At 65.1% G+C, this 12820-nt stretch carries 14 protein-coding genes and 1 tRNA gene; 3 read left to right on the plus strand and 12 right to left on the minus strand.

Annotated features, from left to right (window positions below; genetic code table 11):
* Positions 1-3: 3 nt before the first annotated feature.
* Positions 4-267 (plus strand): DUF6959 family protein, encoded by a 264-nt coding sequence (locus ACIBH2_RS32230; RefSeq protein ID WP_397124480.1) that lies wholly within the window; start codon positions 4-6, stop codon positions 265-267.
* A 646-nt stretch (positions 268-913) separates the two neighbouring features.
* On the opposite strand, the gene ACIBH2_RS32235 is transcribed toward ACIBH2_RS32230, so the two are convergent.
* From ACIBH2_RS32235 to ACIBH2_RS32285, 11 genes are all read right to left on the minus strand, one after another.
* A complete protein-coding gene (locus tag ACIBH2_RS32235) occupies positions 914-1105 on the minus strand; it encodes a DUF397 domain-containing protein (protein WP_397124482.1) in 192 nt (63 codons plus the stop codon).
* Positions 1102-2004 carry a helix-turn-helix domain-containing protein gene (locus ACIBH2_RS32240; RefSeq protein ID WP_397124484.1) on the minus strand — a complete coding sequence of 301 codons (903 nt, stop codon included), beginning with the start codon at positions 2002-2004 and terminating at the stop codon, positions 1102-1104. The genes ACIBH2_RS32235 and ACIBH2_RS32240 overlap by 4 nt, the downstream gene beginning before the upstream one ends.
* A gap of 651 nt (positions 2005-2655) precedes the next feature.
* Positions 2656-3264: a dihydrofolate reductase family protein gene (locus tag ACIBH2_RS32245; protein WP_397124486.1), complete on the minus strand. Its 609-nt coding sequence runs from the start codon at positions 3262-3264 to the stop codon at positions 2656-2658.
* Positions 3265-3349: 85 nt separating this feature from the next.
* Positions 3350-3676 carry a DMT family transporter gene (locus ACIBH2_RS32250; protein ID WP_397124488.1) on the minus strand — a complete coding sequence of 109 codons (327 nt, stop codon included), beginning with the start codon at positions 3674-3676 and terminating at the stop codon, positions 3350-3352.
* Positions 3673-4011 carry a DMT family transporter gene (locus tag ACIBH2_RS32255; protein ID WP_397124490.1) on the minus strand — a complete coding sequence of 113 codons (339 nt, stop codon included), beginning with the start codon at positions 4009-4011 and terminating at the stop codon, positions 3673-3675. The genes ACIBH2_RS32250 and ACIBH2_RS32255 overlap by 4 nt, the downstream gene beginning before the upstream one ends.
* Positions 4008-4550 (minus strand): TetR/AcrR family transcriptional regulator, encoded by a 543-nt coding sequence (locus ACIBH2_RS32260; RefSeq protein ID WP_397124492.1) that lies wholly within the window; start codon positions 4548-4550, stop codon positions 4008-4010. Before ACIBH2_RS32260 ends, ACIBH2_RS32255 begins: the two co-directional genes overlap by 4 nt.
* A 75-nt stretch (positions 4551-4625) precedes the next feature.
* A tRNA-Pro gene (locus ACIBH2_RS32265) sits at positions 4626-4699 on the minus strand.
* A gap of 39 nt (positions 4700-4738) precedes the next feature.
* On the minus strand, positions 4739-7126 hold the full coding sequence (locus ACIBH2_RS32270; protein ID WP_397124494.1) for a glycoside hydrolase family 65 protein: 2388 nt from the start codon (positions 7124-7126) through the stop codon (positions 4739-4741).
* Between the two features lie 76 nt (positions 7127-7202).
* Positions 7203-8219, minus strand: coding sequence for an alpha/beta hydrolase (locus ACIBH2_RS32275; protein ID WP_397124496.1), 1017 nt, complete (start codon positions 8217-8219; stop codon positions 7203-7205).
* Between the two features lie 6 nt (positions 8220-8225).
* Entirely contained in the window at positions 8226-9179 is a 954-nt protein-coding gene (locus ACIBH2_RS32280; RefSeq protein WP_397124498.1) for an acyl-ACP desaturase, read from the minus strand.
* A 32-nt stretch (positions 9180-9211) separates the two neighbouring features.
* Complete coding sequence (locus ACIBH2_RS32285) at positions 9212-10441, minus strand: lipase family protein (RefSeq protein ID WP_397124500.1); 1230 nt, start codon at positions 10439-10441, stop codon at positions 9212-9214.
* 195 nt (positions 10442-10636) lie between these two features.
* Here ACIBH2_RS32285 and ACIBH2_RS32290 point away from each other — a divergent pair, with 195 nt between their 5' ends.
* Both ACIBH2_RS32290 and ACIBH2_RS32295 read left to right on the plus strand, forming a co-directional pair.
* Positions 10637-10873 (plus strand): hypothetical protein, encoded by a 237-nt coding sequence (locus ACIBH2_RS32290; RefSeq protein WP_397124502.1) that lies wholly within the window; start codon positions 10637-10639, stop codon positions 10871-10873.
* A gap of 194 nt (positions 10874-11067) precedes the next feature.
* The gene (locus ACIBH2_RS32295; RefSeq protein ID WP_397124503.1) at positions 11068-12279 is read left to right on the plus strand and encodes a PucR family transcriptional regulator; all 1212 of its coding nucleotides are present in this window, start codon (positions 11068-11070) and stop codon (positions 12277-12279) included.
* Here the strand turns inward: ACIBH2_RS32295 and ACIBH2_RS32300 are convergent.
* Positions 12261-12791 carry a MarR family winged helix-turn-helix transcriptional regulator gene (locus ACIBH2_RS32300; RefSeq protein WP_397124505.1) on the minus strand — a complete coding sequence of 177 codons (531 nt, stop codon included), beginning with the start codon at positions 12789-12791 and terminating at the stop codon, positions 12261-12263. The genes ACIBH2_RS32295 and ACIBH2_RS32300 overlap by 19 nt on opposite strands.
* Positions 12792-12820: the final 29 nt, after the last annotated feature.

Below are 12820 nucleotides of genomic sequence, written 5' to 3' on the forward strand. Positions count from 1 at the left end.
AGCATGGAGTACCAAGCACGGATACTAGATACCAACGGGGACTACTCCCTCATCGCATGGGAGGGCAGGCGATTCCCAGCGCTAACAATACAAGGCGATAGCCTGCATACATTGAAGGAGGTGATAAAGGAAGCCGAATCGGAGCTATCCAACGGAAACATCGAAGACGCCACATTTGCCATTCGAGAAGCCCTGGAACACGTCGCATCAATGGAAGCAGCTTACGCACAGATGATGAAGCAAAAGGGGCTGATACTACCGTATTGAGAGAATCGTTCTTGGGCGGCTCAACGATGAGCTCTGGCCTAGCAGATCACCAGTCAAGTTCGTGAGTTTTCGCTTGGTCGAGATCGCAATCTGGAAACGCCATCTTGGTATATCGACCGATCGTCTGGGGGTAACGGGTGACTATCGAGGGTACGTACGGCACGAGGCCGGACCTTCTTCCCAGGTCGATGGTTCGGGTTGTCCGTACTGACAACGCAGGAAGCCTCCGTTTGACTTGGTTCGGACGGCGAGGCGTGAGGCTCCTCAACCTCCAGGAGCATCGGAAATATGAGCGGGCAAGTATCGGGCGCTTTCCGGCACATGCGGACGGTACCGTAGATTGGAGAAATATTCCCAAGGACCTTGTTCTAGCGACAGGCGCCCACGAGTTGGCGGAAATCAGATCTTATATTCACGAATTTATGCCAGCGTCGCCTATTTTTGTGCTTTCATGGGGCAGCCTCACATTGCCAAGCGTCGAGGTGGAACGTCAGCATTTGGACTCACATCTTCAGGACATGATCAACGCCGCTGAGCTCTGGGTATACGCACCCGAAGATGGCGTACTTGTCGAGAGCTCGTTCGCCGGAGAGGTTACAGTCGCCAGGGTGCCCGACTGAGGCTTCGGATAACTGCCGAGAAAGAGTTAGTGTGCCCAGATTTCGCTGTCGATGAAGGCGTCCCACGATTGGGGCGGGAACGATAGTTCTGGGCCGTCGGGATACTTGGAGTCACGCACTCCGACCGCACTGTCGTCGAACCTGACCTCCACGCATGCGTTGGAGGACTCGCTGAAACTGGACTTGAACCACGTGCCCTTGGGCGTTTCCTTGCTCACGCCTCGTACTCCTTTGCCGCTTGCGCGACCATGTCGCGTGTGTCGCCTTCGCTCAACGCTACCGCCCGCAAGGCTGTGATCGCTTCCCTGTAGGTCTTGATGACGTCGTCTCTGTCGTTGTAATCGCCGCTGCCCAGCGGTCTTTCGATGTATACGACTGGTGGCTCGCTCGGGCCGCGTTCCATGCGCGGGAACGTCAGCAGCGTGAAGCTGAGGATTGACAGACCTCTGTGTGAGCCGACGTCGAACGGAACTACTCGGATACTGATGTTGTCGCGTTCACTCGCCTCCGCCAACCATCGCAACTGGGCGGACATGACCGCGGGGCCGCCTGGGCGGTGTCGGAGTACGGCTTCGGAGAGGAGGGCTTCCAGATGGAATCCGTCCTCGTCTAGTTTCACCTGGCGGCGGGTGGCCAATTCGACTCGGCGTTCTTGGTTCACGACCGACATCGTTGGGTCGTCTATGCGAGCGATCGCCCGCCGGTAGTCAGGGGTTTGAAGCAGACCAGGGACGTGGACGAGCTGGTGGGTCGTTATGCGGTCGGCTGCGGCTTCGAGGCGCAGGAGGTGTGGCAGGTGCGAGGCGTACTGGTCTGCGTACGGCTGCCAGTAGCCTTTCGAGTTCCCTTGCAGCTTGGCAATTTTGGCCTGCTCCCGTACTTCACTCCACAGCTCCAGCGCCTCCTGCCGTTCAGTCGGTTCAGTGCCGTAGAAGTCGAGGAGTCGTTCGAGCTGCGGGGTGGTGAGTTTGGTCAGCTCGCCGTCCTCCAGACGTGTGATCGTCATGCGGGAGACCTCCGCCTGTAGTCCAGCCGCTAGCGGTGTCCGCCCTGCCCGATTCCGCAACTCGCGCAGAAACTTTCCGAATGCCCGGCGAGAGACCGTCGTTCCGGTCATGTCTTTAGCCTCGCTATCTGCGTGTGCACACGGTGAGCGTGCTCGTGGTGTGCACCCATCCTATTTCGTGTGCAGCACACCGTGAGCAGTTCACGGGAATCGGATTGGGTGTCTACTTACCTCATAACGCCTGGCGACAGCCCATTCCAGGGCCCGCCGCTCGGCACTCGAGCCGATACCCGTCTGCGCACAGGGAGTGACGCGAATGCATTGGCAGTCATGGGTTCTGGGAGCAATGGTTACTGCGGGCGGTATAACGCTCGCGCGGGTGTGCTGGGCAGAAGCGCGCTTGTACTGGCGCGAAACACGCGGCGAAATAACAACCTTAAGGTTGAGCTACTTGAACGGTGACGGGTTCGTCGAGGTCCCGCGCGTCCAAGGCAGATCAGGTCGGCATCATCCGGCGACCGGGAGGCATCGCCTCGGCCGCGCGCCAGGGAGGCGGGCGATGTGATGACGGAGCCTCCACGATCGAACTTGTTCGTTGCCGCTGACGGCTACTTGGCCGAATACCTTTGCCAGGCTGAACTTTTCGGTCTGACACGGGGTCGAGCGGCTGAATTGTGCGCACTCCATGCCGAACACGATCCTGCTTCCTGCCGCGTCTTGGCCGCCGCATCGCTGCGTCTCGGCGACTGACGTCGGCCGGGCTCATCCTCGGCGGTAGTGCAGGGCAATGGTATTCGTGCTCGGGAAGGTGGTGGCGGTGGCTAGTTGCCAGGCGGAGGTGTGGTTGTCGGGGAGGAGGCGGAGGCCGGTGCCGAGGGTTTTGGGGACGACGGTGAGGTGGAGGTCGTCTATGAGGTTTGCGGTGAGTAGGCCTTGGATGATGCTGGCGCTGTTGGCGACGAGGATGTCGCGGCCGGGGGTCTGCTTCAGGGTGCGGATCTCCGGTTCCAGGTCGCGGGCGATGCGGGCGTTGGTCCATTCGGCTTTGTCGAGGTCGGGCTGGTCCAATGTCTTTGAGAAGACGACCTTTTCGACGGTGGCTAGCCACTGGCCGAGGTCGCGGGTGCGGTCGGAGCTATTCGGGTCGCTTGTCAGGCCGGGCCAGACCGAGGTGAAGCCTTCCCAGTTGGTGCGACCGAGGACGACAGTGCTGGCACCGCGCCAGATGCCTTCGTAGTACAGCTCGCTGTGCCCGCTGAGGATGTGGTCCATGCACCAGCTCATGTCGTCGTCGGGGCCGGTGCTGCTGTAGCCGTCCATCGATACGGTGACTTCGGCTACGACCCTGCGACCATCTGTGCTGTTCGACATCTGCGCTGTCCGTTCTGGAGTTCGGTTTCCGGTTCGCTGTGTAGACGGTGAACCGCTGTCGAACTAATCGGTCGGGACGGTTCCGCTAGTGCGCGGTGCCGAGTTCGATCAGGAGTACCCCGGCGGCGATCAACGTTATGCCCGCGATCATGACTTTGGTGAGCGGTTCGGCGAAGAGGAGGCGGGAGGCCAGGGCGGTGAGGGCTACGCCGGTGGCGGCCCAGATGCCGTAGGCGACACCGATTCCCATGCCTTGGTTCAGGGTGAGGGTGAGGAAGGTGAAGGCGGCTAGGTAGCCAACGGCTACGGCGGGTAGCCAGGATTTGTTCGCGTTGGGGAGGGAGGCCATGCGGAGGGACAGGGTGGCTGAGACTTCGGTGAGGATCGCACCGGTGAGGAAGAGCCAGCTCATTGGGGTGCGCCTTCCTGGTGGGCGGAGCCGAGTTCTACGCACAGGACTCCCGCTATGACCAAGACGATGCCCGCGCCCATGGCGGCGGTGAGGGGGTCGTCGAAGAAGACGGTTGCCAACACCGCGGTCAGTGCGACGCCGCTGGCACCCCAAATGCCGTATGCCACACCGAGACTCATTCCGGCACGCAGGGCGAAGCTCAGCGCGACGAACGAGCCGATGTATCCGATGACGACCAGGGCGTACCACGCGGGGTGATCGAGGGCGGCGCGCAGGGACAGGGTGGCGGAGACTTCCAGGCCGATCGCGGCCAGCAGCGGGAGCCATCTGCTCATGAGGAGCCTTTCAGGAGGTTGTTGACCGTGGCGAGCAGGGCCGCGCGTTCGTGCTCGGGGACCGGGAAGACGCCGGTGGCGCTCGCGGCCCAGTAACCGTCGGCGAGCAGGCGGGCCGCGGTGAGCCGCGCGCGTTCGGCCGCGGGAAGTTCGGGCGGCAGCGTGAGCCACGGTTCGAAACGAGCCACCCAGGCCGCGGTGAGTGCGGAGCGGTAGACGGCGTCGGCGAAGATCGCGAAATCGGCGCGGTCGAACTGCTCGGTCAAGGCGACCTCCACGTAGCTGCGAATCCGCTGCGCGGCAGTCGCTTCCTGCGGAGGGCCGCCCAGGTGGTCGAGCAGGCGCTGTTCCCATCGGGCAGCGGCGTGGTCGACGACGGCGAGCATCAACGCTTCCTTGGTCGGGAAGTGATACATCAGGCCGGGTTTGGTGAGACCGACCTGTTTGGCGGCGGCCTCCAACGTGATGGTGCCGCCGCCTTCGGCGCGGAGGATCTCCAAAGCGCCGTCGAGGATCTTGTTCCGTGAACCGGTAGCCACACACGCACTTTACCATCCGGAAGGTAAAGTAGGACCGGCAAGAAAAAAGTCCAGGCCATTGGCCTGGACTCTGTGTCGGGCTGACAGGATTTGAACCTGCGACCACTTGACCCCCAGTCAAGTGCGCTACCAAGCTGCGCCACAGCCCGTTGCACTCGCTGGCGCGGGTGCTCGACGAGATTACCGCACTACCCCCCTTGGGCACCAAATCGCTGGGCCGACCTGGGGTGATCGGGTGTGGGGAGTTGGTTTCGGCGGTACGGGGGCCGCCCCTCGGGGAGGGTCGGGGTCGGGCGGTGGGGTGGGGCTGGGATGGGGAGGGTGACCGGGTCGGGGCCTACGTCGAATTCCTGGTGGTGGTGCTTGATGCGGAGTGGGCCGCCGCAGGCCAGGTGGTAGGTGGCTGTGGTGGGGCCTATTTCTACCGCGATGCAGCGGCCGCGCCAGAGGATGCGGAAGGCCAGGCGGGTGAGGGTGGCGGGGAGGCGGGGGGCGAAGGAGATGACGCCGTCGTGGGTGCGGAGTCCGCCGAAGCCGCCTACACAGCAGGTCCAGGTACCTGCCAAGGACGCTATGTGCAGGCCGTTGGCCACATTGTGGTGGAGGTCGTGGAGGTCGGTCAGTGCGGCTTCCACGAAGTAGTCGTAGGCCAGGGTGAGGTGGCCGGATTCGGCGGCGAGGACGGCTTGCGCACAGGCCGAGAGGGAGGAGTCGCGGACCGTCAGCGCCTCGTAGTACTCGAAGTTGCGGATGCGCTGGTCGGGGGTGAAGGCGCTGGGGCACAGGTACATGGCGAGGGTGAGGTCGGCCTGCTTGACCACCTGCTTGCGGTACAGGTCGAAGTATGGGTAGTGCAGCAGCAGGGGGTAGTGGGAGGCGGGGGTGGTGGCGAAGTTCCACGGCGCGTACTGGGTGAAGCCCTCGGATTGCTCGTGCACCCCGAGTTTCTCGTTGTACGGCAAGGTCATTCGCGCCGCGCACTCGCGCCAGTGGGTGATCTCCTCGGCCCGCACCCCGAGCCGCCGCGCTATCTCGGGCCGACGCGCGCACCCGGCGATGGCCTCGCGCAGATTCCGCTGCGCCATGAGATTGGTGTAGACGTTGTTGTCGCCCAGCGCCGAATACTCGTCGGGCCCGGTGACACCGTCGATACGGAACGCACCCTCGGCATCGAAATGGCCCAGCGAAGCCCACAGGCGCGCGGTCTCCACCAGCAACTCGACCCCACACTCGACATCGAACCGCTCATCCTGAGTGGCGGCGACATAACTCGAGACCGCGTGCGCGATATCCGCCGCCACATGCACCGCGGCGGTACCGGTCGGCCAATAACCCGACCCCTCATCACCATTGATCGACCGCCACGGGAACATGGCCCCACGCTGCCCGAGTTCACGCGCGCGCCGCTTGGCCTTGCCGAGAGTCGCGTGCCGCCAACGCAGTGCGTCCCCCGCGGCCGCGGGCATGGTGTGAATGAGCACCGGCAAGACGAAAGTCTCTGTGTCCCAGAACGAATGGCCGTCGTAACCGGTCCCGGTCAACCCCTTCGCCGGTATCGCCCGAGTCTCCCCACGCGCTCCGGCCTGCAACACGTGGAACAGCGCGAACCGCACCGCCTGCTGCAATTCGGGATCCCCGTCGATCTCGATATCGGCGCTCTCCCAGAAGTCGTCCAGATACGCCCGCTGCCGCTGCAGCAATGTGTCCCAACCGGTTTCGCGTCCGGCCGCCAGCGCCGCGTCCACCTGCGCCCGCAGCGCGGGTGTGGACCGGCGACTGGACCATCCGTACGCGAGGTACTTGGTGAGCCGAACCTTCTCCCCCGCGGGCACATCCAACGCGACGGTCAACCGCGCCAGATCCTCCTCGGCATGGATCTCGCGACGCGGCGTATTCGGCAACTCCATCTCGTGATCCATTCCGGCCGCCATCCGCAGCTCGGACCGTCGCGTGTGATGGGCCAACAGCGCCGCATCCGCACGCGCGGTGTGGAAGTCGGAGACCAGCGGCCGATCCAGGGCCGCCGCCAGCCGGGGATCGCCGCCCCGCACCGGCACCGGCTCATTGGCGAGCAGATCGGACTGCACCACCAATTCGATATCACCGTCGAGCGGTTCGACCTCGTAGCGAATCACCGCCAGCGCCCGTTCGGTGAACGACACCAGCCGCTCCGAACGGATGCGCACGGTCCGCCCGGTCGGCGAGGTCCACACCGTCTCGCGCCGCAGGGTGCCGGACCGAAAGTCCAGCACCCGTTCGTGTTCGACGGTCTTGCCGTAGCGCACATCCATGGGCTCGTCCTCGACGAGCAGCCGGATGATCTTGCCGTCGGTCACGTTGACAATGGTCTGCCCCTCGTCGGGGTAGCCGTAACCGGCTTCGGCATAGGGCAATTCGCGCTTCTCGTAGAAGCCGTTCAGGTACGTGCCCGGCATGCCCACCGGTTCGCCCTCGTCGAGCGTGCCCCGTAACCCGATATGCCCGTTCGACAGCGCGAAGATCGACTCGGTCCGCCGCAGCGCGTCCAAACTCAAACCGCGCCAACGCAATTCCCACGGCGCGATCTCGAAACCCATGGCCACTCCCCCGCATCGCATCGGGTAACCCGCTCATCGCCCCCGCGGTACCCGATGCCACGATGCCGAAACGCCACTACTCGGCGGGCACCCCCAACGCACCCGCGATCGTCTGCCACGCCGGACCCAATTGCGCCGCGAAATCGGGCCAGGCGTGCAGCCCGTCCTGCGCGTAGTAGACGGTGGCCGGAATGCCGAGCTCCGCCAGCCGCGCCGCGAACCGCTCGGTGCAGCTGCGCGCCCCGGCCTCGAGCGCGATCCCACCCCCGGCGGTACGCAAGGCGTCCAAGATATCCGGCGCACGCGAGATGGCCGCCAGATCGGGAACCCCGGGCAGACCGCTGGCCGCCGAGAGGTAGATGGTCGTCCCGCGCAGCGATTCCGCGCCGAGCAGACTGTCGTGGGCGGCCCACTCCGGCGAGGTCGGCGGTCCCCACAGATTGTCCACGTCGCCGCCGCGCGATCCGACGGTGATGCGGGTGATGGCCCGCCCGAGATCGTCGGCGGTGGAATAGCATCCGCTCAATCCCGCCACCGCGAGGTAGCGCCCGGGGTTGCGCTGCGCCAGCATCATCGCGCCCTGCGCCCCCATGGACACGCCCGCGATGGCGCGCCGCCCGTCGCTGCCGAGGTAGTCCTCCACGATCGGCGGCAGCTCCTCGGTCAGGAAGGTCTCCCACCGATTGAGTCCGAGTTTGTCGTCGTAGCGCTGCCAGTCGCTGTACATGCTGCCGACACCGCCACTGGTGAGCACCACGTCGACGGGCTTGCCCGCGAAGAACTCTCGCGCCCCGCCCTGGGTGAGCCAGTCCGAGGTCGGCTCGGCCTCCACCCCGTCGAGCAGGTACAGCGTCGGCCGCGGCGCGGGCCCGGTACCGCGCAGGACATCCACCGGAACCACCCGCCGCATGGCGGCCGAGACGATGTGCAGCCGCTCCCAGCCTTTACCGCGCACCTCGGTGGAGACCAATTGCGGCCGCAGAATCGTCGGATCGGCGACGGGGGCCGGATCCGGCCAGACGAGAGGAGCCGCGGCCACCGGGGCGGCGAGCAGCGCGGCTGCCAGCAGGGTCGTGCCGAAGGTCGCTCGCACCGTCCATCACCCCGCCGCGCGGGCCGCGCGCATGGCCTCGCGCGCCAACGCCCGGTCCCGCTGCTCTTCGAAACGTGCGGCCTTGATCTCCAAATCCGCTATGTAGGCATGCAATTCCTCACGCGCGGCCTCGCCGTCATCGCACAGATCGGTGCGGTCGAACACGCGCCACGCCCGCAGCACGGGCCGCAGTACGCCGTCGAGGTGCTGACGCAGGTCGTAGATACCGTGTTTGGCCAACAGCACCGCGTTGCGGCGGAAGTCGGGCTGGGTGAGGCCGGGCATCTGGAATTGCGTCACCACATCTGCGAGGGCACGCATCATCTGATTCGGGGTCAGGTCCAGTGCCGCCGCGCCTATGCGCCGGTAAAAAATCATGTGCAAATTCTCGTCGGTGGCAATGCGGGAGAGCATACGCTCGGCAATGGGCTCCCCGCATGCCGTGCCGGTGTTGCGATGGCTGATTCGCGTGGCCAGCTCCTGCAATGTCACATATGCGACGCCGGAGAGAAATTGTGAAATCTGTTCCGGGCTGGCCACTCCGGTGGTCATGTGTTCCATGCGCGCTCGCTCCAGCGCGACGGGATCGACGGCCCGGGTGACCACGAGGTAGTCGCGCATGGCGATGGCGTGCCGATTCTCCTCGGCGGTCCAGCGCCCCACCCAGGTCCCCCACGGCCCGTCCAGCCCGAAGGTGTCGGCGATCTCGCGGTGGTAGGACGGCAGATTGTCCTCGGTGAGCAGATTGGTCACCATGGCCGCGCGGGCGACTTCGTTGAGCGTGGATTGTTCCGGCTGCCAGTCGATTCCGCCCATGGCGGCGAAATTGCGGCCCTCGTCCCAGGGGATGTAGTCGTGCGGATTCCATGGCTTCGCCTGGCGCAGATGCTCATTGAGCTGCGCTTCGGCGACTGGTTCCAATTCGTGCAGGATTTCCCGGTCGGTGAGTGCGGTGATCAATGCGTACTCCTCGTTGTCGCTACGCGGATTCCTCAGCAGTTGCCGGTGGCGGTTTCCCCCCGAAAGCGGGCGTCGATCCAGCTCAGGACATGCGGTAGCCCGAGCACGGCGGCGGTGAGGTGGTCGGGCACCGGCACGGCCAGCGATTGCACCGTGACACCCGCGTCGCACCACCGGCCGACGGTATTGACAATGGCGTCCACCGGAACCAACCCGTCGATGGGCGAATGCCATTCGAAGATCGGCATATTCGGGGTGCCGTCGTAGAGTTCGAGGCTGTTCTCCTCCACCACGGAGCGTGCCTCGCTGTCGTCGATCATGGAGGTGGTCTTGGCGAAATCGAGTGCGCCGCGGCCCGCTCCGGCCGCCAGCAGGTCGTTGGTGCAGCTGTTGGCCACCGACTGCCGCACCGTCAGCCCCTTGTCGTTGAGTTGTTCGCTGAGCGGAAAGCGGTCGGGGTATTCACGTTCCAGCCCGAGCCCGGCCGCCAGCGCCAGGCCGAAGACCGGATGTGCGCCCAGCCCCAGGGTTTCCAGCATCTTCACCAGGTTCATGGGCACGCCGCCCGCCGCCGCCCCGGCGATACGCAGTTCCGGCGCATAGTCTTTCGCCATCGCGGCCGCCCAGGCGGTGGCCATGCCGCCGCCGGAGTATCCGGCCATGACGACCGGGCTCTCCCGCAGCCGCAGCTCGTCCACGCGCTGCACGGCGCGAATTCCGTCGAGAGTGATCTGACCGCCCAATTTGGCCGCACCGTAGGCGAAGTGCGGTCCCAGGTGATCGGGCAGCGCGATACTCCACCCGCGGCGCAGCGCGAAATTGTAGGCCGGGGCCTCGCGCACCATGAGATTCGGATCGTCGGTGTAGAGCACCCGCGATACCGAGCACTGCGCGCCCAACCCGTTGATGATGTGCTGATACGACAGCAGCGGCCCGTCCGGCTTGCGGTCGCGCGGGGTCAAAACCGTTGTGACAGCGGCGATCGGCTCACCCATGGAGTTCGTGGAGCGGAACTGCACCAGGGTGACGTCGGTCTCGGGGAAGGCGGCCAGCGGCGGCATAGCGCGGGTGCCGAGCACATCGCCGGGCTCGTACTCCGCGATATCGGCCGGTTGCGCATAGAACGGATCCGGATCGGGGGCGGGATAGATCGGCTTCGCCTGCCCCACCGGCGCGCTCGCCAACATCATGAGCCCGCACGCCACCATGCCCGCCACTCGCGACCAGCGCCGCAATCCCGTTGTCGCCGAACGCCGTTCCATTCCCGGCCTACCTCCGATGCACCCACGCGCCATGTCGGGAGAGGCTATGCAATGAAACGAAGGAAATCGTGATCCAATCGAAATCTCCTGATATCTCACAAGTTTGGCCGGGAACGGCTGTGGCGCCGCTGTGAGATGTCCAGCTCGAACGCCGAAATCGACTCCACCAGGAGAACCGGTTCTACCGTCGCAGCTATGAGCAGTATGGTTCCCGCCACGTGCGACGACAGCGGCGAGGTGCCCGATCGCCGCATCACCGTCTATTTCGAGGGACCGGGCCCCGGCGACGCCCTCGTCCTCGAATACGCCGCCACCAGCGCCGAGGCCTGGGAATTCACCGCCGCCGCCCTGAATTCGGGCCTGGCGGTGACGGTGGACAGTCGTGTCCGCCCCGGCTTGCGACGCCTACCCTGCCGCAATCTGTGGCGCTGAGCGCCTCGTTTGTGACCTTTCACAACGAGTGCCCACCCGGGTTCGACCCTGGCACAGATCACCCTGAAACGGTTCGCCGGTACGGTCGCGCTGGTTAATGTTATCCAGCCGCACAGCTAGTTCGGGGGCGGAAGGAGTCATCGATGCCCGTCGACAGCACCGAGAAGGCCGGTCTCACATTTTCCGGTAGACCGATGTCGTCCCCACTGAAGGACGTCTGGGCACTGTCGAGGCAGATGGTCGGACACTTCGTCGAGAATGTCGCGCCCTGCGGGACATTGCCCGGCGATGCCATCTACGGCGATATCACCACCATTACGCGCACCTGCCTGGAGATCGCCGTCAGCATGCTGGACGGCACCGATCTGCCCGCCAAGACCGAGCGGTTACAGGAGGCGGCGGCGCAGTGGGCGCGCGAAGGCGTGCCCATCGACACCATTCACCACGCCATTCACGAGGGCTTCAAAATCGGATTCGATCTGGTGGTCACCACCGCCACCGCGCGCTTTCGCGGCGACGACAGCGAATTCCGGTTGGCCTCGAGCGATTACGAGAGCCTCATCGACGCCGCCAAACTCGTCGTCGAAATGCTCGACCGCATGACCTCGGCCGTATCCCTGGCCTATGTCCGCGAATTGCGCGCGGTGGTCGGTGAACACCACACCGCCGTGCACACCCTCACCTCCGCACTGCTGGGCGGCCACCCCACCTCCACCATGGCGCGCGAATGCGGTATCGAGATCGCCGACTCGTATCACGTTCTGGCACTGTCGATTCCGGCGCATCCGGAGGAGTCCGATCCCACGCTCGACGGCAAGGTGGTGGCCCGGCGCAAACTTCGTCGGGTGCAGGCGGAATTGGCGCTGCGCTGCGCCGATACCGCGCTGTCGCTGTTGAGCGTCGACGGCGGCACCATTCTCATTCCGGACACCGCGGACGCGCCCGAGGATCTCGACGAACTCATCGTGCATCTCTCGCGCGCGGGACGGGTGCCGATCACCGCGACCACCGTCACCACCACTCCGTCGGGAATTCCGACCGCCGCCGATCAGGCGCACGATCTCCTGGATATGGTCCATCGCCTGCAATGTGTGCGTGGGCTCTACCGTTTCGACGATCTCGCCCTCGAATTCCAGCTCACCCGACCGGGTCCGGGCCGCGAATACCTGGGTTCGCTGTTGGATCGCCTCGACGAGCATCCGGAATTGCTGGAAACCCTGCAACGCCATATCGCCAACAATCTGAATCGGCAGCGCACCGCGCGGGTCCTGCATGTGCACACCAATACGGTGGACTACCGGCTCAAGCGAATAGCACAGCTCACCGGCTTCGACCCGACCCAGGCGTCGGGGCTGTGGTACCTGCGTTCGGCGCTGGTGGCCAGGAGTTATCGGGCGACGGCTTGACGCTGTGCGACAACGGTTTCCAGGCGTTCGCCCAGGGCATTGATCTGGTCGCGTAGCGCGATGACGGTGTCGAGGGGGTAGCCCACGTCGGCGAGCACCGCCTCGATCATGGCGCGGGCGGGCTCCCGCAGGGCCAGCCCGGCCTCGGTGGGTCGCAGGTGTACGGCCCGCCGATCCGCGCTGCTGCGCACGCTCTCCACGAAGCCGCGGGTCTGTAGGCGTTGGATGAGCGGTGACACCGTGCCGTAGTCGAGCCGCAGGTGCTCGCCGAGTTCCTTCATGGTGACGCCGGGCCGCTCCCACAGCGCGAGCAGGGCGAGGTACTGCGGATACGTGAGGTCCATGGCGTCGAGGAACGGGCGGTAGGCGGCGGTCATGGACCGTGAGGTCGAGTACAGCGCGAAGCACAGCTGCGAGGTGAGCAGCAACAGGTCGTCCTCGCGGTCCGCGGGATCCGACCCTCCGGCCTCGACGGCACCGGGGCACGGTGCGAATGGTGAATCGTCGGGCATAGCTGCACTTTACGCTGTACCAGCGAAGT

The sequence above is a fragment of the Nocardia sp. NPDC050406 genome, assembly GCF_044459025.1.
GTDB lineage: Bacteria > Actinomycetota > Actinomycetes > Mycobacteriales > Mycobacteriaceae > Nocardia.